The 20,480-nt window shown below is 45.7% G+C and carries 27 protein-coding genes, 1 tRNA gene and 2 pseudogenes; 7 read left to right on the top strand and 23 right to left on the bottom strand.

The features are described from left to right. The first annotated feature begins 117 nt into the window (after nt 1-117). Nucleotides 118-348 carry a hypothetical protein gene (locus tag CVV44_20190; protein ID PKL35840.1) on the top strand — a complete coding sequence of 77 codons (231 nt, stop codon included), beginning with the start codon at nt 118-120 and terminating at the stop codon, nt 346-348. A 3-nt stretch (nt 349-351) separates the two neighbouring features. Next, the gene (locus tag CVV44_20185) at nt 352-864 is read left to right on the top strand and encodes a hypothetical protein (GenBank protein ID PKL35839.1); all 513 of its coding nucleotides are present in this window, start codon (nt 352-354) and stop codon (nt 862-864) included. 97 nt (nt 865-961) lie between these two features. Here the strand turns inward: CVV44_20185 and CVV44_20180 are convergent, their stop codons facing one another. The 5 genes from CVV44_20180 to CVV44_20160 form a co-directional block, all read right to left on the bottom strand. Then, entirely contained in the window at nt 962-1,723 is a 762-nt protein-coding gene (locus CVV44_20180) for a hypothetical protein (protein PKL35838.1), read from the bottom strand. 2 nt (nt 1,724-1,725) lie between these two features. Then, nucleotides 1,726-1,935, bottom strand: coding sequence for a hypothetical protein (locus tag CVV44_20175; protein PKL35837.1), 210 nt, complete (start codon nt 1,933-1,935; stop codon nt 1,726-1,728). Nucleotides 1,936-2,094: 159 nt separating this feature from the next. Next, the gene (locus CVV44_20170; GenBank protein PKL35836.1) at nt 2,095-2,811 is read right to left on the bottom strand and encodes a hypothetical protein; all 717 of its coding nucleotides are present in this window, start codon (nt 2,809-2,811) and stop codon (nt 2,095-2,097) included. A 3-nt stretch (nt 2,812-2,814) separates the two neighbouring features. Beyond that, the gene (locus tag CVV44_20165; protein PKL35835.1) at nt 2,815-3,636 is read right to left on the bottom strand and encodes a hypothetical protein; all 822 of its coding nucleotides are present in this window, start codon (nt 3,634-3,636) and stop codon (nt 2,815-2,817) included. A 306-nt stretch (nt 3,637-3,942) separates the two neighbouring features. Beyond that, on the bottom strand, nt 3,943-4,530 hold the full coding sequence (locus CVV44_20160; GenBank protein ID PKL35834.1) for a hypothetical protein: 588 nt from the start codon (nt 4,528-4,530) through the stop codon (nt 3,943-3,945). 119 nt (nt 4,531-4,649) lie between these two features. On the opposite strand from CVV44_20160, the gene CVV44_20155 reads away from it, so the two are divergent. Beyond that, entirely contained in the window at nt 4,650-4,946 is a 297-nt protein-coding gene (locus CVV44_20155) for a hypothetical protein (GenBank protein ID PKL35833.1), read from the top strand. A 36-nt stretch (nt 4,947-4,982) separates the two neighbouring features. Here CVV44_20155 and CVV44_20150 read toward each other — a convergent pair whose 3' ends face one another. The 3 genes from CVV44_20150 to CVV44_20140 form a co-directional block, all read right to left on the bottom strand. Continuing rightward, nucleotides 4,983-5,165, bottom strand: coding sequence for a DUF1508 domain-containing protein (locus CVV44_20150; protein ID PKL35832.1), 183 nt, complete (start codon nt 5,163-5,165; stop codon nt 4,983-4,985). Between the two features lie 20 nt (nt 5,166-5,185). Continuing rightward, nucleotides 5,186-6,016, bottom strand: coding sequence for a restriction endonuclease subunit R (locus CVV44_20145; GenBank protein ID PKL35831.1), 831 nt, complete (start codon nt 6,014-6,016; stop codon nt 5,186-5,188). A gap of 151 nt (nt 6,017-6,167) precedes the next feature. Then, nucleotides 6,168-6,389, bottom strand: coding sequence for a hypothetical protein (locus CVV44_20140; protein ID PKL35830.1), 222 nt, complete (start codon nt 6,387-6,389; stop codon nt 6,168-6,170). Nucleotides 6,390-6,641: 252 nt separating this feature from the next. Between CVV44_20140 and CVV44_20135 the strand changes: the two are divergent. Then, a pseudogene (locus CVV44_20135) lies at nt 6,642-7,043 on the top strand (hypothetical protein). 114 nt (nt 7,044-7,157) lie between these two features. On the opposite strand, the gene CVV44_20130 reads toward CVV44_20135, so the two are convergent. From CVV44_20130 to CVV44_20110, 5 genes are all read right to left on the bottom strand, one after another. Next, nucleotides 7,158-7,481, bottom strand: coding sequence for a hypothetical protein (locus tag CVV44_20130; protein ID PKL35829.1), 324 nt, complete (start codon nt 7,479-7,481; stop codon nt 7,158-7,160). 269 nt (nt 7,482-7,750) lie between these two features. Further along, nucleotides 7,751-7,825 (bottom strand) — tRNA-His (locus CVV44_20125). A gap of 130 nt (nt 7,826-7,955) precedes the next feature. Beyond that, nucleotides 7,956-8,936, bottom strand: a complete 981-nt coding sequence (locus CVV44_20120) for a Zn-dependent hydrolase (protein ID PKL35828.1) — start codon at nt 8,934-8,936, stop codon at nt 7,956-7,958. Next, nucleotides 8,771-9,901, bottom strand: coding sequence for a hypothetical protein (locus tag CVV44_20115; GenBank protein PKL35827.1), 1,131 nt, complete (start codon nt 9,899-9,901; stop codon nt 8,771-8,773). The genes CVV44_20120 and CVV44_20115 overlap by 166 nt, the downstream gene beginning before the upstream one ends. Then, nucleotides 9,859-10,404, bottom strand: coding sequence for a hypothetical protein (locus tag CVV44_20110; GenBank protein PKL35826.1), 546 nt, complete (start codon nt 10,402-10,404; stop codon nt 9,859-9,861). The genes CVV44_20115 and CVV44_20110 overlap by 43 nt, the downstream gene beginning before the upstream one ends. Nucleotides 10,405-10,536: 132 nt before the next feature. Here CVV44_20110 and CVV44_20105 point away from each other — a divergent pair, with 132 nt between their 5' ends. Then, on the top strand, nt 10,537-11,175 hold the full coding sequence (locus CVV44_20105; GenBank protein ID PKL35825.1) for a hypothetical protein: 639 nt from the start codon (nt 10,537-10,539) through the stop codon (nt 11,173-11,175). A 26-nt stretch (nt 11,176-11,201) separates the two neighbouring features. Here the strand turns inward: CVV44_20105 and CVV44_20100 are convergent, their stop codons facing one another. Continuing rightward, nucleotides 11,202-11,807, bottom strand: a complete 606-nt coding sequence (locus tag CVV44_20100; protein ID PKL35824.1) for a hypothetical protein — start codon at nt 11,805-11,807, stop codon at nt 11,202-11,204. Between the two features lie 238 nt (nt 11,808-12,045). Here CVV44_20100 and CVV44_20095 point away from each other — a divergent pair, with 238 nt between their 5' ends. Beyond that, a complete protein-coding gene (locus CVV44_20095) occupies nt 12,046-13,389 on the top strand; it encodes a hypothetical protein (GenBank protein ID PKL35823.1) in 1,344 nt (447 codons plus the stop codon). On the opposite strand, the pseudogene CVV44_20090 reads toward CVV44_20095, so the two are convergent. Further along, nucleotides 13,390-13,673: pseudogene (locus CVV44_20090) on the bottom strand (hypothetical protein). A gap of 350 nt (nt 13,674-14,023) precedes the next feature. Between CVV44_20090 and CVV44_20085 the strand changes: the two are divergent. Then, nucleotides 14,024-14,476 carry a hydrogenase 3 maturation endopeptidase HyCI gene (locus CVV44_20085; GenBank protein ID PKL35822.1) on the top strand — a complete coding sequence of 151 codons (453 nt, stop codon included), beginning with the start codon at nt 14,024-14,026 and terminating at the stop codon, nt 14,474-14,476. A gap of 2 nt (nt 14,477-14,478) precedes the next feature. On the opposite strand, the gene CVV44_20080 is transcribed toward CVV44_20085, so the two are convergent. The 8 genes from CVV44_20080 to CVV44_20045 are packed head-to-tail and all read right to left on the bottom strand — an operon-like array spanning nt 14,479 to nt 20,472. Continuing rightward, nucleotides 14,479-14,952: an NADH-quinone oxidoreductase gene (locus tag CVV44_20080; GenBank protein ID PKL35821.1), complete on the bottom strand. Its 474-nt coding sequence runs from the start codon at nt 14,950-14,952 to the stop codon at nt 14,479-14,481. Nucleotides 14,953-14,974: 22 nt separating this feature from the next. After that, the gene (locus CVV44_20075) at nt 14,975-16,009 is read right to left on the bottom strand and encodes a formate hydrogenlyase subunit 4 (protein ID PKL35820.1); all 1,035 of its coding nucleotides are present in this window, start codon (nt 16,007-16,009) and stop codon (nt 14,975-14,977) included. Beyond that, complete coding sequence (locus CVV44_20070; GenBank protein PKL35819.1) at nt 15,997-17,232, bottom strand: NADH dehydrogenase subunit; 1,236 nt, start codon at nt 17,230-17,232, stop codon at nt 15,997-15,999. The genes CVV44_20075 and CVV44_20070 overlap by 13 nt, the downstream gene beginning before the upstream one ends. Continuing rightward, nucleotides 17,229-17,765, bottom strand: a complete 537-nt coding sequence (locus tag CVV44_20065; GenBank protein ID PKL35818.1) for a hypothetical protein — start codon at nt 17,763-17,765, stop codon at nt 17,229-17,231. Before CVV44_20065 ends, CVV44_20070 begins: the two co-directional genes overlap by 4 nt. Continuing rightward, entirely contained in the window at nt 17,749-18,198 is a 450-nt protein-coding gene (locus CVV44_20060; GenBank protein PKL35817.1) for a hydrogenase, read from the bottom strand. Before CVV44_20060 ends, CVV44_20065 begins: the two co-directional genes overlap by 17 nt. Beyond that, nucleotides 18,198-18,551: a hydrogenase gene (locus CVV44_20055; GenBank protein PKL35816.1), complete on the bottom strand. Its 354-nt coding sequence runs from the start codon at nt 18,549-18,551 to the stop codon at nt 18,198-18,200. Before CVV44_20055 ends, CVV44_20060 begins: the two co-directional genes overlap by 1 nt. A gap of 12 nt (nt 18,552-18,563) precedes the next feature. Next, entirely contained in the window at nt 18,564-20,120 is a 1,557-nt protein-coding gene (locus CVV44_20050) for an NADH:ubiquinone oxidoreductase (GenBank protein PKL35815.1), read from the bottom strand. Next, nucleotides 20,113-20,472, bottom strand: a complete 360-nt coding sequence (locus tag CVV44_20045) for a cation:proton antiporter (GenBank protein ID PKL35814.1) — start codon at nt 20,470-20,472, stop codon at nt 20,113-20,115. Before CVV44_20045 ends, CVV44_20050 begins: the two co-directional genes overlap by 8 nt. Between the last annotated feature and the right edge of the window lie 8 nt (nt 20,473-20,480).

The following is a 20,480-nucleotide window of genomic DNA, read 5'->3' as shown; positions in this document are numbered from 1 at the left end:
TTCAAAATTATATAGAAATCTATAATTTACTTGACACCACCACATGAATGCCTTGAAATAACACACTGTATTCTGTATATTTGTATTATAAAATTGCATCTAAACGTGGTTATCGATATGTTGGATAAAGAGTATAGTTATTTTAATGAACACCGGAAAGAATTTGTCGAAAAGTATAAAGGCAAATTTATTGTTATCAAAGATAATGATGTATTGGGAGTATACGATACCATCCAGGATGCTCTTACTATAACTACTCAAAAATATCCTGTTGGCTCATTTCTGGTCCAAGAATGCGTCCCTGAAGAAAAAACAATTCAGCATTTCCATACACGTGTAGCCGTATAATCGATGATACCTACAGCGTTCACCACTAAAGCAGCGGATGGTTTATTAAGAGAACTATCAAACCAAATTCTGATTTCCCCAAGCAAAAAAATAATACCAGCCGGGCAACTCACAACACCTATTACCGCAAAAGCAGTATGGGATACCGGTGCGACAAACACCTGTATAAGCGCGCGTATTGTGAGTGATTTGAAACTGGTTCCTATATCAAAAACACAAATATCAAGTGTAAACCTAGTTGAAATTGCGAACGTGTATTTAGTTGATATATATCTGCCTAACCATGTAATAATTGGCGATGTTCAGGTAAGCCAGCCCTCAAACCTCAATAGTTGTGACGTCTTGATCGGAATGGATTTAATCAGACTTGGCGACTTTTCTATCACTAATGCCGATGGTAAAACATGGTTCTCTTTTCGCATCCCCCCGGCGAAAAAACACATTGATTACATCAATGACGTCAACATTGAGAACACTCTCCTGGCAAAAAAAATAAAATCATCGAAACAAAAATAATATAGTTGCAAATGCCTTATTATGAGGACCGCCCTCCTGGCGGCGGGGATACCGCTGGCTGGTACGCTGGGGAAATGAGGATTTTATAAAATAAAAATTATAAAGTTTTTAAACCTAAAAATTCTGCAGCTTGTTGCCCTACCTTTATCGATAATGCTTTCTCACTTATACCACAAAAAACTCCTACTAAAAATGATATTTCATATTTTGAGAGATAGTTTTTAGTAGAAAGTCCTCCTATTTCAAAAACCGCAGCCTGAGTTGTTATTAAAAGACATATAACAATTGTTAATGCTACAGAAAAAAATAGCCTTAAATATGGGTTCAATCTGTCTTTTTCTAAAATATTTAAATCTTCAAATTTTAAATAGATTTTACGTATGCCAAATGATAACCATACTCCCAGTAATGATCCAATAATTGAACATAAATAATAAGGAATTGTGCTGCTAAAACCAAAGTAGAGCACAATAAAAAATAATGCAAATGGTAATATAGATAACTTCAAAGCAGCCTTTCCTAACTGTAACATATATATATTTTTCACTTTCCCTCCTTCAAGAGAAAGGATGTCATCTTTCATTGTATTTAATGCTCTCATGGCCAACTTGGGATTAGCCGAATTGCCAACTAATCCCAACTGCGAAAGAGATAAAAGTTGCCGAAAGTAGGTGAAGTATTTTTTATCATCATCTTCAAAAATCATTTTCAATACAGTTAAAGTCTTATCAACTTGATCACGTAACTCCAATTGATCTTCGGGTATATCTTGACCAAGTCTTAATTTAATTTGTTGATAATGAATGTCTCTTAAATCATCATTATCTTGATATACAATGAAATAGCCTTTACTACCCATATTTATTTGCCACAACAAGGACAATTCCCTGGACCTGATGTTATAGCTACAGGACCACCATCCTCGAGCATTGCTTTTCTCATAACTTGATAATCTAATACATTATCAAGTGCTATTAACTCTTCGAGCAACTCCAGCTCTTTTTTTGTCCTTTGGTGAAAACTTTTCTTTTCAATTTGCATTTTTACTTCTTTAAGGCGTTTGGGTAACATATTATTCCTCCTTCATTTTTAATTTTAAAATGATATTGACTTGCAAATATAACACTATTATTCTACCATTATAGACAAATCAACACTTTTTTTTAATTGGTCAAAAGAGATGAATTAAATAATAATTTCAGGTCAGAGGAGTTATAATCAATAAAGAATTTATATGCAGGCCAATTGTGGCAGTTCTGAATACTCATGCCCATCAAGAAGCCTTCCGGCTTTTTTCTTGTTAAAACCACCCCACTGCTTAAAGAAAAAGGAAGTAGAAGACTGAGCGCATTGTTCTTTTAATGATCTAACCCACTCCGATTTCATTACCCTGGCTCCAGGGCCGCTTTCCCCGCCAACAATTACCCAGTCGATCGGATAGGCTTTTAACCATTTGAATATTTCCAAATTTTCAAGAAGAGGTTCGCAACTCAGAAATTTTATTTTAGAGTTATTTTGCATAAGTAACGGAATTCTCACATCAACTGATCTCTGATCTTCAACAGTAACTCCCAGCCATACATTATGCCATCCATATCCCCAATCAAGCGGCAGCCTATCCATTATATTTTCAGGACGCTTAGTGAGAATCTGATAAGTAAGATGTGGTGTATTTTTAATAATATCCCATGCCTCGTCGCGCCATAAATCAGCCTCTTCAATAAAAAAATCAGACCAAGAACAAGTAAAGACCATTCTTGCTGTATTCCATTTCAAAGGGGCCTTGAAAGTTGTATCTTTTGCGCGTATAATTTTCTCTGGATCCTGTCCGAACCGTTTCTGATCTCTGAACATATAACAGTTTTTACAACCAGCCGAAATCTTTCTGCATCCTCTCCAGGGATTCCAAGTCGAGTCGGTCCATTCAATGTGAGTATCAATCGCCATGATCTACTTCCTGTATGTATTGAATATATCATTTGCAATTTTGCAACCCTTTTCATTCTGGGAAGCAAAAAAAAGGTAATATACTATCGCATTTCTTGAATTTTTCATTGGTACCGGTTCAGCGACATATTTAAAACCGGCAACAGCCTTCAACCTTTTTTTAAAAGCATCCGCAACTGCTTTATTATTTGTTTTTTCTATTATATCGTCAAACAATCCAGGAGTAACCTCGTATGCCGCATTTTTCCAGGAATCATTTCCCCAGAATTTATTCATTCTTAACTTCTGATCCTCAGACACTCCTTCATGATTCTCCCATAAAACATTTCTGTTCATATCTGCAATCGGAAAATTTAGAAATATTTCCATAGCCTTACTATTCCCGGCATATTCAATTACTTCCCAATTTAAATGTAAACCATACGGATCAAAAAGGCAAATTGCTCTTTCATACCTATCGTATCTAATGTTAGGCAAAACTTCTTTAAGTAAAATTTCGTTACAGTTCCCTTCATGACAGAATACGCCTGGATTGTCACATGCCGCATTTTGTAAATGAGTAAGTTTTAAGTTATCGATATCGATAAAATGATATTCATGAAAGGGAGGTCGTATTTTAAGTGCCCTTAACGGACTGCCACTAATAATCTCTCCGGTTTCCTTGGAAACATGAACGCCAGCACCACTAAAAGCATCAATGTAACTATATTTAAAATGATATTTGCTTAAAATTTTTGAGTATGCTGCAAAGTATTTTTCAAGAATCTCAAGTTTATCTTCAGACCATCTTCCAATTTCGTCTGGTTTAAAATCAAACTCTGACATATAAACCTCCAATATTCTAATATAGTATATTATCGGTCATATATTTTCTTATTAAGAGCATCACCAGCCAATTTTTTGAGAACTTCCTTAGATTTCTGATTCTCCTCAATAATTGACAGTAACGCCTTTATCTCCTCATTCAGCAACTCTTCTTCCCTGATTAAGTCATTGCTTTTTTTAAAATCTTCCATGGGCCCACCCCTCTATCGGTGTTCCCTCCCTATGCAAAACAAAATATTAAAAGTGTACTTATGTCAAACTCTATCCTATATTAGGATAATTTAATTCCGGACAAAATTTGTCCGCCTATTTATCACGGAAAAAGCACAGAAACCGGTTAAAGAGAGAGTCATTATCAGCCAGTTGGATTCGTTTCCTGATCCTTCGAACATAACGACTTATGGTATCATTATCCAGGTCCATTATCCTGATTATTTCCTCCCTGGACTTCCCCTGGATCATCAGGTCAAAGAGACGCCCCAGCTGTTTCGGAAGCAGAAAAATAATGACATTTTTAATCAGCTCCTCATCGTTTTTTCGCTCTGTAATGTCACGGCCGACAACCAGGACAGCCGGCCCTATATCAATGTCAATTGGAGCAGAGACTGTCATCGCCCAGAACTCAGACCCATCGGCTCTCCGGTACCGGACCTCAATAGGTTTATTTACAGTATCCTTTCCAGAGAATCCCCGGGTGATCCGTTCCAGCGATATCTTCCTGAATTCATCTGCCACAAATTCTATGCAATGACGCCCTACAACTTCAAGGAGATTATATCCCATAATTTTCAGGAATCTATGATTAGCCCATTGAATTATCCCGTTCCGATGAACCATGATCATATCATTTCCCATCTGCATGTATTTGTGAGATATTTCAAACAGATCATCCATTATACACCCTTTTTCTGTACGCCATATAATTATACATTATATGTCTACTGTTCACGATAAAAAATCACCCTCCGTCAATTTTCGTTTGTCCACTGGAATAGTTTAATTTTAATAGAATAATGCACTGGGGAGAAAAACTAAAATCAATACGGGAGCATTTTGGACTGACACAGCAGCAGCTGGCCGACCGATTACCCGGCGTCAGCCAGAGAAATATTTCGTTCTGGGAAAACAGTGAGTATCCACCTCTGGACGAGATTGTGAAAATCCTACGGGAACTGAATTATACGTTAAATGATTTTTTCGGAAAGCCGGAACTGAAGGACGAAGAATTAATGATCCTGGAATATTATAATCGATTGAATGCTAAAACCAGGAAGGCGGTTATGGATTTTTTAAGGAAGCTGGGGGAGTAAAAATCCCCGGTGAAGGATCAACCGGGGATTGAGTAATTATTCTGTTAAATCAACAATATCCGCAGAAGGAGCATTTCGTTTTACTGATTCTATTCCATTTATACAACTTGCTTTCTGTTTATAACCCTCACCTGTTGCAATAATTTCCCCATTACCTGCTTTTAATCTAAAGCGATATTCACCTTTCTTATCTTGATAAATTTCAAATTTCGCAGCCATAAAACCTCCTTATTTCATTTTTATATTGTAGTATTTCCCCCACGGGAAATGTCAAATTCTACTTCATTTGTATTTTTTGCCTTCTCAATCGGCTTTTTCTTCACGACCTTCTTTGCTGCTTTCTTTGTCAGCACCCGGTACTGTTCGATTGCATCGAGTGCTTCCTCACTGTCTACCCCATCTCTTTTCAGGACTTCATACTTAATGATGGAATCAACCTCCTGGTCATCAAGTTTCAGACCGGGAGAGCTCTTCTTCAATTCGCGTTTTATCACATCCTGCACTGTATCACTGAGAATAATCGCACTGATGTAGAACTTGTTCACCACACGTTTGTATGCATGGAACTCCTCGATGGCATCCTTTGAGAGACCTTCCTTGCAGAGGATAAAAAGCTGTTCCTGGACACTGGCTTTTTTGGGATTGAGTTCAAGGAAGTCAATATCGCATATCTGGTTGTGCACAATTCTTTTAGTATATGTCATCTTGTACACGATCCAGTGGATACCGTTGGTGAGAATAACCCACTCAATACCCTTATTGGCGCCATAATTAGTCGCCTGGTTGATATGATTTTCGCTTAGCTTGATACCAATAGCCTTTGCCTCAATCAAAAACTTCACTTCTTTGTCAATTTTGATCGCCAGGTCACAGTATGTATTCTTGATGGCAAACTCTTTGGTTATTTCTTCGTACTGGTCATAGCCAAAGACTTCATGCAGGATGTTGGCAATGATGGTTACTGTATCAGCCTCATTGATGTCTTTATCCTTGGCATTCTGAAGAAGTTTCTGATACTTCTTCACCATTACGTTAAAACGATCAATGACCTTCTTGGGTATATTCGCCATTTCTCTCTCCTTTACGCTTTTTGCTTTTTATAGTGAAAAAAAGTTCAATAGTCAACACTTTTTTATCAACTTATTTTACCGTCAGACTCCTTTTCAACTTTCAATCAAACACAACATTACAGCAAACAGTAAAAATAGTTTGACTCTATTTCTATTTAATATATGCATGAGTAATATATTTAAAAGGTGAATTATGGACATCAGCCTGCAGCAACAAATCATTGATAATCTCAGCGCCTGCCGGGATAAAATCCCCTGCTTCGTATATGACCGAGTCTCGACCCTCGACCAGGCAGAGACGGGCCTCTCCCTGGCCAACCAGAAAACCCAGGCAGAACAGTACTGCAAAGATCAGGACCTTTGCATCATTCACCAGTTCACCGTTGCCGAATCAGCCAGGAAAGAAGGACGCCGGATATTCAACACAATGATCAAGGCGGCCCGGACCTATAATATCACACACCTGGTATTTAAAAATACTGACCGCATGAGCCGCAACTATAACGACCTGGTCCTCATCATGGATCTGGTAAAAAACCGGAAATTCGTGATCCATTTTTACGAGGACCGTAAGCGATTTGACGCGAACTCGAATCACACTGAAGAGTTCGTCCTGGGCATCAATATGGCCATGGCAAAATACTGGAGCGACAAAATATCTTTTGAATCCCGCTCCACGTTTCTCTATAAAGCCAAAAAGGGGATCGCACCAATATGCACCCCGCCTCTTGGATACATATACGATAAAGACCAGAAAAAGCACGTCATCGATGAGGCCACAAAACACCAGGTGCATTATATTTTTGATCGATATGACAATGGGACTGTTTCAATCCGAAATCTGGTCGATGAACTCAATGACCAGGGTCTTAAAACCTCCCGTGGCGGGCAATGGAACAAAACGACCCTTAACCGCATGTTGACAAGCATCTTTTATACCGGTGCTTTCGAATATCAGGACCAGATATGGCAGGGCACCCATGAGCCATATATAACCCTGGAGAGATTTGAATCACGCCTCGAAAAACTGAAAATTAAATATAAATCGACCCGCACACGGACCTTTGAGTTCGATTATTCCGGGTTGCTGCGATACAAGGATCGGCTCCTGACAGGAGAGATGCACTGTGGCGCCCATAACTCAGGAAATTACATTTATTATACAAACCGTTACCTGAAGGCACAATTCAAAGAAGAAAAACTTTCTCTTCTCATTGATCAAGCTCTGGAAGGTTTTATTCTTACATATGACGGCGCTCAGTACCTGGAAAAACTTTTCAGGGACTCCGTTGAAGTGAAGGACAAAAATCAGGGGAAAGAGAAGGAGAAAATATCCAAATTGATCATGAAACTTGAACGGGAAAACGATGACCTGCTCGAAAAGCTGTATGAGGGATTCGACCCGCAGACCGTCCAGCGCCGGATGCAGCAGAACCGCAAACAGATCGAACAGCTGGAAAAACAACACCAGAAAATCAGAGTGGATAAAGAGGCCTTTATTTTTGAGGTATCAAACACCATTGAAAAGTGTAGGAAATTCCTGCACCTGTATCAATCTGCCGGCAGCGAGGAACGCATCGAGGCGCTAAAAAGCATGGCGGAATCGATATCCATAAACGATGAGGCCACAGCAGCAAGCATATCGTGGAAAATTCCCTACCGCTATATACTAAACAGGGATGTGCTGCGTTGCGCAGACATCCCTGCAAATGCGGGTTCGAATCTGTCCCGCGATGGGTGGAAGACGGGGCTCGAACCCGCGACCACAGGAATCACAATCCTGGGCTCTGCCAACTGAGCTACTTCCACCATGTTTGATGTGTCAATATACATAGAGACGGCCTGATTTGTCAACCATCTCAAACGCGATGTGACATTATTTTGTGAAACATCAATTTGTCAATAAAATATACTTTTGCCGCTCAATTTTTATCCCGCCTCAATTTTCTTGAAGACAGGTGCTGATCATGCGGTAGGAAGTCCATTCCCCGTGAGATAACCGCTCCCACAGGTCCTTTTTGGGAAAGAGCCGCCTGTTGATCTCCTTCAGGGATATTCCCTGCCCATAAAGATCTTCAACATTTCCCCGGATATCCTCGAAAAACTGGAGTTTTCGCATAAACTTTTTCTTTCCGTCAGTTTGAATCCCGGCATGGGCGCAGAAAATCGTGTCCCAGTCCATTGCAAGTATCTTCTTTATTGAAGCAATGGCGTCGAGAGTGTTTTCCTCGAGAAAGGACACGTTCTGCTTCGGTCCGATATAGAGATCGCCGGTGAAAAGCCATCCCCTGTTTTTTTCCAGATACACAACGTGATTGGGACTGTGCCCCGGTGTATGAATGACCTGTAGAGTGTGGCGGCCCGTTTCGATACGTTCCGGCAGCGGGTCGGCAGCAAAGGGAGCCCGGTTTCCCCAGACCATTTTCCGGTACAGGTAGAGACGCGTTCCCCGCGTCGCTTCTTCATGATCACCGGCATGGAGGTACACGGGCACGTCCAGGTTGGACTGTATCCACGGGGCCAGGCCCGCATGGTCCTCGTGAACATGGGTCAGTGCCGCCTGGTCTATGGGATAACTGCGGAAAAAATCCAGGTACAGGTCGGCCATGGAGGATGTGCCGGTATCGATGAGGCAATTTTCCAGATGATAAAAACTGACTGCCAGGCCTCCCATGAAGCGGTTTTTCAAACGTCCCTGGACACAGGTAACATCGTCGTGCCGTATGAGTTCCATGCTTTTCGTAATAAATGCCATTACTTTTGTCCCCTTTCCAGGAATTCCTTCAGGATGCCCTTTTCCTGCATGATCTTCAGGCCCATTTCCTTCACATTGGCAGGGATCACCGGCGCCTGGGCCCGCGGCATCATGGTTATGGCCTCGGCGGGGCATGCCGTGACACAGAGACCGCACCCGATGCATGCATCGGCGTCAACCCGGGCAGCATTGCCTGCCATTGTGATCGCCTTCACCGGGCACCGCTCGTCGGAACATATTCCGCAGGCAGTACATTTTTCTTCGTCCACCAGGGCCGCGAAGGAACTGGGACTCACGGCGTGGGGATGATTAAGCTGCGTCCTTCCCCGGAGAACCGTGCAGCAGCAGGGGCAGCAATTGCATATGATACCGGGCGAACCGGCATGATTGTCCGTCACATGGACAAGTCCCGCTTCAGCAGCCCGCTCCAGGACCCGCAGGGCCTCTTCCCGGGAGATCTGCCGCGCGTATCCCCTGTCGACAAGAAACCTTCCACCGGTGCCGAATCCCATGCATACGTCACGGGGAGCATCACAGTGTCCCGCGCTCTCCCGGCAGGCACAATTGGTGAGACAAATATATTCACTTCCTGCGATTATGGCCTGTGCCTCCTCATGGGCAAGAACCGACGAGTTCCCCTTCAGCGACTCCGCCAGGGGAAATACCCGTACGCCCGGTGTTGGATTTCCGGCAAAGGCGTTGCCCAGGGCCCCGGCGTGATATTCCTCCCAGAGCCGCCCTATTTCCCGGAGCTCCGGCGTATTGGCTCCCTTCATAAAGGGAAACTCGAAGATGCCCGGAATGGTGGGCAGGAGCGAATAGAGCATTTCGCCGTCCTTTTCGCGGGCAAAAATGATGACCCGGTCGGCCATGGATTCCAGGCGCTTTCCCGCCTCTTCAGGGGAAAGCCCCGCGGCCAGTGCTATCTCGGTAGCTTTTTTGAGTTTGAAACTCATATGAACGGCAATAGCAGCATCCTCCTGAGAAAAAAGCATCCTCAGTATTTTATCGAAGACCGGCGATTCCGGCGCCCGTGAAGGATGCGTATCAAGCACCAGGCGCAGCTGTTCATAGTTATCCATAATACTTACCCCTGTTTGTTTATTTCGTCGTGCAGTTCCCGAAGCCATTGGAGCCGTGTCTCCTGGTTTCTCAGGCTGTATTCCACGATCTTTATTTTTATCCTGTCAAGTTTCCGGGCCGTCATGTTTTCCAGGGCCTTCCTGAAATCCAGAACGGTGTCCTCCACCAGCGCTATCTGCCTTTCTATTTTTTCAACAGCCTTTGTTTTTTCCAGATGATTAAGATAAATACAGCGGTTCAGGAAGGGATCGCTGCGGATAGCCTCGTAGCGATAGGCCCGCTCCTCCCCCTCGGAGGACTCAAGCCACGCGAAGAACTCCCGACGCCCCTTTTCGGTGATATGATATTTGTGCCGGTTGGGCCCGCTGTCCTGGTATTCTATTTCCTTTTCGATGAGTTCATCGGCTTCCATTTGTTTCAGGGCTGGATAGAGCTGTCCGTCATTGAGTCCGAATTCCGTGAGAATTCTGCTGAAAAAGCGATTTCTCATATTGTACCCATAATCGGGATTCTGGATTAAGGCTCCCATGATAAGATGTTTCACCGACATATACTTTCCTCTAATATATCTTACTTGTAAGGTACATTAGATAATAAGCCTCCCTCTGTCAAGTAATTTTGAAATGAATCAATGCTGAATTTTTTCATTGACATGTCCATATATGTTCAGTGAGATATATGAATGAACAAAAAGGACAAGACCGAAAGACTGCTGGAAACTTCACTGAAAATCTTCGCCCGGTTCGGCTACAAGAAAACCACCGTGGAGGATATCGCCACGGAACTGGGCATGACCAAGGGAAACCTCTACCTCTATGTCCGGGACAAGCGCGACCTTTACGAGAAGACCGTGGCCCATGGTCTGCGGCGATGGCAGCGCAATGTCATCACTAGCATAGAGAATATCCCTGACATCGTGGACCAGCTCATTACCATCTGCCGTAAATCCTATGAATATCTCTCCCTCGACGAGGATATGCGCAATGTCGTAATCAATGATCCGGCCATATTCCCCCTCTACCCCGAGGAAGACCACTTTTACCGTATCAATATTGAATCCATGAATATACTCAAGGGTCTGCTGCAAAAGGGGATCGATGCGGGACGCTTCCGTCCCGTTGACGTGGATCATCTGACGGATTTTATCTACAGTGTTTACATCATGTTCGTGCATAAGACATATGTCAAGATGGAAGGCAAAACCGTGGAAGCCATGTTCGACGCGGCCCTGGATGTGATTCTGAAAGGTTTGCTGGAAAGCGCCAATGTCCTCAACCAAAAATACCTGGTTCAGCCCATCAGCGCCTCGTATATCTCGTAAAACCGGCTCCGTCCCGGAGACGGTAGTTACCGCTTTTTCTTCCCGATAAATTTATCCTGCTGGAATTCGCCGTCCCAGACTTCACCGTCGGCAAAAGTGTATCTTCCCCGGCCGTCTTTCTTGTGATTTTTCCATTGCCCAACGTACCGGTCGCCGCCCGCCTCAACAAGCACGCCGTATCCGTCGAACTGGCCGTTCTTGAACTCGCCCTCATAGCTGTCTCCATTCGATGATTTCAGCTTTCCCTTGCCATGAGGCTTATCATCAAACCACTCTCCCGTATATGTCGTGCCATCGGGATAGGTAACGGTCCCCATGCCGTTGTATTTCCCGCCCTTGAAATCGCCTTTATAAACAGTACCGCTCTTCTGCGTATAAACGCCCTTGCCATGAAAGGTTCCCTCGCTGAACTCTCCCTCATAGACGCTCCCCTTGACCGAAATGAGTTTTCCCATTCCGTGAGGATAGCCTTCCTTGAAAGATCCTTCATACCGGGACCCCGATGCCGATACGAAAATTCCCTTGCCGTTCTGGCAGTCGCCGCTGATGCATTTATCAGAGGCCTTCTCCGGTGTTGAAGCGCACCCCATGACAATGAATATACTGCTGATCATCACGATAACTATTTTCATTCCCCTGCTCCTCTTTCTTCTCAATATGCATAAAGTATAGCAGCAGGCTCTGAATTATCAAGAAAATATTTTTTTATCCGCATCTTTCGCCGGAAAACGATTATTCCATTTGAAAAATTAATTTACTTGAATGGCAGAACCATTTTATTATATGGTCAAGATAGCATCAAAGGGGATATGGAATGCTCCGGTATAAAATCCGTAAAGTGATAAAATCCGTAAAGTACTCTGAAAAGATATGATTGAAACATCGGGAATAAGTATAAAAGAAAAGTTTCAGGCAGTTCACGTTGAGTATATTCTGAAAAACGGCATACTGATAAGTTCCCTCGGCATTGCCGGCTTTCTTTATTTTCTCTACCAGGACCTTTTTATCGCCGGCCTGCCGGATTCAATTTTATTCTGGCGGCTCATCCCCATTATTCCGGCCCTATTCCTCATCATTATCATTATATCACCGCTGAAAAATTTTTCTCTTCTTGTCGAAGCCTTTTTTTTCGTGTTTTTTTCCAGCACCATGTTCATGATGAGCGGGCTCGCCTTTCTGTGCTGGGGCACGGCCCTTTTCACTGATTCCCTTTTGGGCATGATCGTGGTCATTTTCGGCATCCTCGCTATTGCCCGCAGGGGAGCGGTGTATCTATTTTTTGTTTATTTTTTCCCCCTTGTATTTTTCATGTCATCGGTCTATGTAACCTTCCATCCCGGCAGGGAATTTATCATTGCCCTTTCCAATCCAATCATCGCCATACTGGCGGCACTGATTATCGGTGCGATGATAAACAGGGTCCGCTTTGATGCATTCAAAGCCGCCGGGGAACTGGAGTTGAAGAATTCTATAATTGAAAGCAACAATATCAGGATTCAGCACGAACTGAAGATGGCACGGGATATTCAGCAGCACCTGATTCCCCTCAGGCCTCCCGTACACGACAGATTCGGTTTTAAAACTATCTATAAACCGATGGAACAGGTGGGAGGAGATTTCTTCGACTTTATCAAGCTGCCCGATGATAAAATAGGTATTTTTATCGGGGATGTTTCGGGGCACGGCATCTATGCCGCCCTGGTAACGGCCATGATCAAGACGCTCATTGAAACCTCGGGCGACAAACTGCAATCACCGGAAAAGCTCTTCCAGTATATCAACGAAAAGCTTATCTATCTCACGAATGACCTGTTTCTTACGGCTTTCTACTGTATCTTCGATCCCGGGAACAACCGCCTCACCTATGCCCGGGCCGGTCACCAGTATCCCCTGCACATCAGTGAAAAGGGTGAGACGTTCTATCCATTGATAAGCCGGGGCAAACTCCTGGGATCTTTCCGGAACCTGTCATTCGAGGAAAAGACCATCGACCTCAAAGATGGTGATAAGCTTCTCTTCTTCACCGACGGTCTTACCGAGGCTGAAAATGAAGATGGGATATTTTTTGAGGACAAGCTGAAAGAAATACTGCCTGTCATCGTCGGCCTGCCCATCAGTGATTTCATACGGAACATTTACGAGGAAGTAATACTTTTCCGGGGCGACATGCACTTCAATGACGATATCTGCATCATCGGCATGGAAATCTTCTGATTATAGCGGCGGAATATAGGCTATTTCAAAGGACAGTTCCGATGCCTTCCGGAGCATGGCGCTCACCCCGCAGTACTTCTCCTGGGACAGGTTAACGGCTTTCCTGATTTTATCGTCATGCTTCCTGTCTTCTTCACTGAATTCATATATAATGGCGATGGAGGAATAGGTCCGCGGTTTTCTCCGCCGCTGTCCTTTGATGCGTCAAGGATTATCCGGTGGCCGTTTATCTCACTTTCAAAGGCTACCTTCCCCATCCAGTTACAGGTGACGCTGTGTTTCATGACATTCCCCCCTGCCGTTCAACTCTCAAAGTCTGGATACAAATATATATCGGAATAAAAAATGAATTGAATAAATACGGGGATAGGGCAAAATATTTAAAACTATTCAATTTGCATTGACTATAATCGGGTAAAGAAAGTGAATAATAATTCACGCAGAGACGCAGAGGCGCGAAGTTTTTTTAAATATTTTTATTTGAATCTCTCCAGCAATACTTAAATCAGGAAATGATATATTTTCATTGTTTCCAATAAAACGCTTTGCGTCTTAGCGCCTTTGCGTGATACACTCTTTAATTTTCACCTGATTTCAGGTATTGATGCAAAATCCCGACAATACGGAATGAGCCATGAAAAATATACTCCTCGGCATCGGCAACAGGCTCCGCAGCGACGACGGCGCCGGAAGCTGCACGGCTGACCGCTTTGTACATGAGGGCTGGCTTTCCATTGACGGCGCCGATATACCGGAAAATTATACGGGAGTGATCAAAAGGGAGCACCCCGACCTTCTTGTCATCGTGGACGCCTGCGATCTGGGAGAGGAGCCGGGCACACTGCGACGGGTGCCGCTGCACCTTTTATCGCAGGATTCGGGATTCAACACTCATGCTGCGCCTCTTGCTTTCCTCGTCGATTACCTGAAACCACATGCGGGAGAAATACTGTTTATCGGCATCCAGCCGGGGACAACCGAATTCGGCGAGGGATTGAGCGGGGCCGTGGCAGACGGCATTGATCGCCTCATGGAACATCTGCACTCGGGAGAAATCATGAGCATCCCCCCGGCCAGGGGCTCCTGAAATCAGTCGCCCTCTTTCTGCACGTCCTGTGCCGGTGCGGGTTCTTCATGGACCTCGTGAAGCCTGCGCTCCCCTATCCCCACGACAAGGGAATCGCCATACTTGTCATAATCGGCCGTCATGAAGTCCTGGGACATGACTATGGCCTCTCTGGGACACACTTCGGCGCATTCGGAACAATAGGTACAGCGCGAGAGATATATCACCACTCTCTTTGATTTTTTTTCATTGGCAACGACGGGGTACATCTCGATGGCCCGGGCAGGACATACCTTCTCGCACATACTGCATCCGATACATTTTTCATAATCGAAAAGAGGCTTTCCCCGGAATCCCCGTGGCACGGGCACGGGCCCGTGAATGTTCCCTTTTTCCAGGACCTTGATGATGGACCGGGGCGTGTGCTTCACGGGGAATATATTGGTGGCCTTCTTCAGGAAGAAGTTTTCCATAACCTGATAAATACTGCTGAACATGGCGCTCTCCTGGTCTTGAAGCTTAAAATTTAATGATAATCGTATCCAGATAAATCAGAAAAAATCCCGCAAGGCTCGTGGCGGTCATTCCAATGACAAAAATCCTGGCCACATGGGATATCTTGAACCGGGCCATGGCAATCCTCACCGTTGTCACCGTGAAAAAATATATCAGCACATGTTTTAAAAGAAAAAGCAGGATATCGGCGGCCAGGGTAAGGTCCACGGAGCCGATAACCAGGCTGCATCCGCACAGCTCCTTGACCCCCTGCGGAAAGAACAGGATCACGGCCAGGGAGGTGATGGCCAGGACCTTCACGGCATCGGCAAGATGGAAGAAGGCCAGGTACTTGCCCGAATACTCGGCCAGGAGCCCGTCGGCAATCTCCGTTTCCGCCTCGGCCTGGTCAAAGGGTATCTTTGCCAGTTCAGCCGGGATTATCACCGCCATGGTGATGGCCAGCATGGTCCCGCCCATTATCCCCAGGGGACCCATGCCGATCCACAGCGGATGCTGTGAAAAGGAAACCAGGGCAAAGGGCGCTATCCTGGGATCGATATTAGACACCTTCCAGGCAAAGGCCACGGCAATGATGGCCAGGGGCAGCTCGGTTGTCATGAGAATAACCATCTCGCGCTGCGCACCGATGGATGCATAGGGGGATCCCGAAGCAAAACCTCCGGCAACCATGGCAATGGCGGGAATCATAAGCAGATATACAACAAGGATAATATCCCCGGCATAGAGAAAGAAATCGTGATACCCGGCCAGGTACATGAAATAAGGCATGACAATATATATGAGAAGAACGGCCGACGAGACAAGGGAAATTGCCGGTGCTCCCTTGAAAATCCAGCCCACGGCGTTTTCAGGAATGATTGTCTGCTTCAGCATGAGCTTTTTCAGATCCCAGAAGGGCTGCCGCAGCGAAGGCCCGATACGGGACTGGTAATAGGCAGCCGCTTTCCTGTCTATACCCTTGAGAAACAACCCCACGTATATGCTCAGAACAAATATTAGAATAGACGCCGCTATCAGTACAACTATCGATTGCATTTTCTACGCACCTCGTTCATTTTCTCAATACTCATCTTATGCAGATCAGCCGACGTCAGTGTCACAATTTTTCCGTTTCCTTTTGTGAACGTCATCCGGTCAGCGCAGGCTATACAGGGATCGATGGAAGCCACCACGATGGGAATATCGGCAATTTCCGCTCCCTCGAGCATGGTAACCCATGTCTGCATATTCGAATAGGTGGGAGCTTTCACCTTCAGCTGAGCCGGCCCTTCCCTGTTATCGAGAATGTCATAATGGGACACCTCACCGCGCGGAGCCTCGTATCGTCCCATGCCCTCACCCTGCATCTTTTTCAGCTTGTTGATGATCTTCACGGAATTGGTTTCTTCGGCAATCGGTCCTTCCGGCATATGATCAAGACAGTATTCAATAATCTCGATGGACTGCTGAATTTCCAGGACCCTGACGATGACCCTGTCATAGACATCACCATGGGGCTCGCGTCCCAGGTCCCGGGGGCTCACGGGCCGCAGCCATTCCATGTCCGGATAGGCGTTCATGGGATAATCGACCCTGACATCCTTGTTCAGACCCGATGCCCGTGCCGTGGGTCCCACGGCGCAGAATCTCAATGCGTCTTCATAGGTGAGCACTCCCACATCCTCACAGCGCATACGCACCGATTCGTCATGCAGCATAATCTCACTCATCCTGTTGTAGAGGGAGCGGTAATGGTCCAGGACCTCCCTGATGACCGGAACAAGCTCTTCGGTTATGTCCCTGCGCACACCGCCAATGGTGAGCATGGCATAGTTGACCCGGTTTCCTGTAACCAGTTCCAGCAGATCGAGAACATCCTCGCGGACATTCCAGGTATACATGAAAAGCGTATCGAAACCGATCTCATGGGCAGCCACGCCGGCCCAGAGCAGGTGAGAATGGAGCCTCTCCAGTTCTCCGATTATGGTGCGGATGTATTGTGCCCGTCCCGGAACTTCTATGCCTGCGGCCTGTTCAACCGCCATGCAGTAAGCCATGGGATGCGATACGGAGCATATCCCGCATACTCGCTCCAGGAGATAAATGACCTCGATAAAATTCCGCGACCGGGCAACGCTTTCTATTCCGCGGTGGGTATATCCGAACTCGATGTCGGTTTTAACGACTATTTCTCCATCAATCTCGAATTTAAACTGTACCGGTTCCTTGAAGGCCGGATGCGTGGGCCCTATATTCAATGTATATGTCTGAAGACTCATTTGACACCTTCCTTGCCGGCGTTGTTTTTTATTGCCGGGTCAATAAAGCCGTTCCTCATGGGATGCATATCGCGTGGAAGCGACAATGGCGTAAAGAGCCTCCGGTCATCGGGAGTATCCTCGAACATGACTCCCAGCATTTCCCTGGTCTCCCTCTCCATGTAAAGAATCCCCGGCACCACATCGGAAACGGTCCGTATCCTTAAATCCTTGTAAGGAATGAACACGGTAATAACGACGGGAATCTCGTTGAACTCCCCCTCACCTGAAAAAAGCGTAAAGGGGTAAATCAGTTCCATCCCCTCATCATACTCCTTGGAAGCCATGGGGCACGAGATATGGGGCTGTGCAAATTCATTCTTCAGAAGCGTCAGTGCCCGGTGAAAAACCCGCCGCGCCATTGTGACGTGAAGAACCCGCTGGGTCACCTTTCTTGTCACCCCCTGTTCCCGCTCTACAATCCTTGAGGCATGAATATCCTCGCCGAATACATATTTCAGCCTGTCGGCTATATAATCAGGATGCAATTTCATCTTTTTTCTCCAGTTTTTCCAATTTCTCCCAGGCCCTGGCCACACCGTATATTATCGCTTCAGGTCTCGGCGGACAACCCGGCACATAGACATCGACGGGAAGAAACATGTCCACGGGCCCGGCCATGGCATAGGATTCCTGGAAGACGCCCTTGGTGCAGCCGCATCCCCCTATTACCATAACCAGTTTCGGATCGGGAACCTGCTCATAGACCCGTATGATCTTGTCCCGTATTTTTTCCGTCATCGTCCCGGTCACGAGAAGGATATCGGCATGCCGCGGTGTTCCCACCAGCTTGATACCGAAGCGCTCCGCGTCGTAACGCGGCATGAGCGTGGCAAGAATTTCTATATCACAGGCGTTGCACGATCCGGTATTGAGATGAAACACCCAGAGGGATCGCTTGAGATTTTTTAAACCGCTTTTTTTCATTACAATAATCCTCCACTGATCAGAAGCAGGCAGGCGGCAATGATGATTACCATCCATTTCAGGTAATTGTTCAGGTCTCCGTCATGATTCTTTATCATTACCTTGTATAAAGAATCCAGCGCCTTGCGAAACCCCCAGTAGAGATTCGAAGACTGCACATTATAATTGACTTCATCGAGCAAGCCGGAATTGAAGGGTTTGACCTGTCCCGTGTCCCTGTTATAGTCCCTCCGGAAAAATATCCGCCCCCAGACAACAACAATGAGAAGCAGGATGCAGAAGAGAATGACCAGAAGAACCGGGTTCCAGTACACACCCGCCATGTTCAGCGTTAAAAAATTTATGATATTCATTTGACAATCTCCCTATCTAATTGTGACCAGCCCGGCAATGGCAGGCTCCACCAGGACATCAATAACCACTTCCGGAAAAAGACCCATGAGTACCACCAGTACACAGAGAATCCCCATACCTATCTTCATCCCGGCGGAAATGGGCTCAGCGTTAATTATCAGATCGTCACGCCGCGGCCCGAGAAAGGCACTGTAGAAGACCTTCACAAAGGACGCCAGAGTAAGTACCGACACGAACATGGCGATTATGGACAGGAGCGGGCTGAATTTATAGACCGATTCATAAATAAGCAGTTTTGACGCGAAACCGTTGAAGGGCGGAATCCCTGCGATTGCCAGGGCGCCGATTATGAACGCCACGGCCGTGAAGGTATCACGATGGGCAAGGCCTATCATTTTATCAAGGTTGCGCGTGCCGAACCGGCGGACAATAACGCCCGAGGTCAGGAAGAGCAGCCCCTTGTAAAAAGCATGATTCATGATATGAAAAATACCGCCGATCATGGCAACTTTACCGAAAGACTCGAAGGCCGCGCCTTTGTCTCCGGCAGCATACACCGCGATTCCCACGCCAACCCCCAGGAGCATGTATCCCGTCTGAGAAACGGCGTGAAAGGCCATGAGACGTTTTATGTCATGCTGTACCAGTGCCATGGCAACGCCGACAAACATTGAGAGCACGCCCAGTATTATTATGACCCAGCCAAGGGAATTATAATTAATCGATATACTGCTGATGGGATTCCCGAAAACTGAGAAAGAAAACCGGAAAACCCCGTAAAGGCTGGCCTGGCTGGCCGTAACAAGCATGGCCGTCACCGGCGCAGGAGCCTCGGAATAGGTGTCGGGAACCCACATGTGCATGGGGATTGCCCCGGCCTTCATGGCCAGGGGAATCAGCATGAAGATGAGCGCCATTTTGTCCAGGAGTGAATGGTTCATCTCGTTATGGATATAATCCATGTTGAAAGAACCGTATTGTGCATACAGCAGGCCTATACCGAGAAGCAGGAAGCTTGTGGCAATGGCACTGATGAGCATGTATTTATATCCCGCGTAGGGAGGATGCTTTTCCTCGGTTTCGTACGCTACCAGAGCCGCACATGAAATGGAAAGAATCTCCATGAATACAAAAAAGTTGAACAGGTCATTGGTAAATTCCAGGCCGATCATTCCCACGAGCATGAGAAGCATCAGTATGAAATAATAGGTTTTCTTGCCGTCCTCTTTGATGAATTTCCAGGAATAGAGAAAGGCCACGAGGGCTACCGTACCCGATATGATTCCCATAAACAGAGAAAATCCGTCAATTTTTAAAATGATACGGATCGGGAAGGCCAGGCCTTCAGGATTGATTGCCAGGGGATTGGGAGCTCCGACAGTGTAGAATATGGTTCCGAAATTAAGGGCAACATCGGGAATAAGGGATAAAAGCATGATATTAACGGCCAGGATGGCAATCAGCATCAGTACGTTCCTGACCTTTATCCCTATCCGTGCCGCGATGGGCATCATGAATGCCGTCAGCAGAGGAATCGTTATGATGAGAATGGGTAAATGCTTACTCATGATCTTTCACGCCTCTCAGTTTGAAAATATCCAATGTCCTGTTGTTCCTGTAGGTAAGAATCGCAAAGGTCAGCATGAGAGCCGAGGTTGCGAACCCGATAACGATATTGGTCAGAATCAGCGCCTGAGGCGTGGGCAGGACCATTTTGAGATCGGACAGTGCCGGCGCGAGAGTGAAAATCGGCGCCGTACCCTCGGGACGGTACCCCAGGGTAAGAAAAAACAGGTTTATGCCGCTTTCGACGATGTTTATCGCCAGAACGATTTTAATGAGATTTCGTTTATACAAAAGGGCGACAACCCCGAGAAATATCAGTAAAACCACGGTTACATATAGAAAAAAATCGCTCACGGTAATTA

This window comes from Spirochaetae bacterium HGW-Spirochaetae-1 (assembly GCA_002839375.1).
Classification (GTDB): domain Bacteria; phylum Spirochaetota; class UBA4802; order UBA4802; family UBA5550; genus PGXY01.
Note: the sequence above shows the minus strand (reverse complement) of the source record. Positions and strands in the feature narration are given on the sequence as shown.

Coding starts and splice junctions, on each gene's coding strand:
- CVV44_20190 (PKL35840.1), top strand. CDS start 118: ATGTTGGATAAAGAGTATAGTTATTTTAATGAACACCGGAAAGAATTT.
- CVV44_20185 (PKL35839.1), top strand. CDS start 352: ATGATACCTACAGCGTTCACCACTAAAGCAGCGGATGGTTTATTAAGA.
- CVV44_20180 (PKL35838.1), bottom strand. CDS start 1,723: ATGGGTAGTAAAGGCTATTTCATTGTATATCAAGATAATGATGATTTA.
- CVV44_20175 (PKL35837.1), bottom strand. CDS start 1,935: ATGTTACCCAAACGCCTTAAAGAAGTAAAAATGCAAATTGAAAAGAAA.
- CVV44_20170 (PKL35836.1), bottom strand. CDS start 2,811: ATGGCGATTGATACTCACATTGAATGGACCGACTCGACTTGGAATCCC.
- CVV44_20165 (PKL35835.1), bottom strand. CDS start 3,636: ATGTCAGAGTTTGATTTTAAACCAGACGAAATTGGAAGATGGTCTGAA.
- CVV44_20160 (PKL35834.1), bottom strand. CDS start 4,530: ATGGATGATCTGTTTGAAATATCTCACAAATACATGCAGATGGGAAAT.
- CVV44_20155 (PKL35833.1), top strand. CDS start 4,650: ATGCACTGGGGAGAAAAACTAAAATCAATACGGGAGCATTTTGGACTG.
- CVV44_20150 (PKL35832.1), bottom strand. CDS start 5,165: ATGGCTGCGAAATTTGAAATTTATCAAGATAAGAAAGGTGAATATCGC.
- CVV44_20145 (PKL35831.1), bottom strand. CDS start 6,016: ATGGCGAATATACCCAAGAAGGTCATTGATCGTTTTAACGTAATGGTG.
- CVV44_20120 (PKL35828.1), bottom strand. CDS start 8,936: ATGCATCGGGTGCGGTCTCTGTGTCACGGCATGCCCCGCCGAGGCCAT.
- CVV44_20115 (PKL35827.1), bottom strand. CDS start 9,901: ATGGCTTCGGGAACTGCACGACGAAATAAACAAACAGGGGTAAGTATT.
- CVV44_20110 (PKL35826.1), bottom strand. CDS start 10,404: ATGTCGGTGAAACATCTTATCATGGGAGCCTTAATCCAGAATCCCGAT.
- CVV44_20105 (PKL35825.1), top strand. CDS start 10,537: ATGAACAAAAAGGACAAGACCGAAAGACTGCTGGAAACTTCACTGAAA.
- CVV44_20100 (PKL35824.1), bottom strand. CDS start 11,807: ATGAAAATAGTTATCGTGATGATCAGCAGTATATTCATTGTCATGGGG.
- CVV44_20095 (PKL35823.1), top strand. CDS start 12,046: ATGATTGAAACATCGGGAATAAGTATAAAAGAAAAGTTTCAGGCAGTT.
- CVV44_20085 (PKL35822.1), top strand. CDS start 14,024: ATGAAAAATATACTCCTCGGCATCGGCAACAGGCTCCGCAGCGACGAC.
- CVV44_20080 (PKL35821.1), bottom strand. CDS start 14,952: ATGTTCAGCAGTATTTATCAGGTTATGGAAAACTTCTTCCTGAAGAAG.
- CVV44_20075 (PKL35820.1), bottom strand. CDS start 16,009: ATGCAATCGATAGTTGTACTGATAGCGGCGTCTATTCTAATATTTGTT.
- CVV44_20070 (PKL35819.1), bottom strand. CDS start 17,232: ATGAGTCTTCAGACATATACATTGAATATAGGGCCCACGCATCCGGCC.
- CVV44_20065 (PKL35818.1), bottom strand. CDS start 17,765: ATGAAATTGCATCCTGATTATATAGCCGACAGGCTGAAATATGTATTC.
- CVV44_20060 (PKL35817.1), bottom strand. CDS start 18,198: ATGAAAAAAAGCGGTTTAAAAAATCTCAAGCGATCCCTCTGGGTGTTT.
- CVV44_20055 (PKL35816.1), bottom strand. CDS start 18,551: ATGAATATCATAAATTTTTTAACGCTGAACATGGCGGGTGTGTACTGG.
- CVV44_20050 (PKL35815.1), bottom strand. CDS start 20,120: ATGAGTAAGCATTTACCCATTCTCATCATAACGATTCCTCTGCTGACG.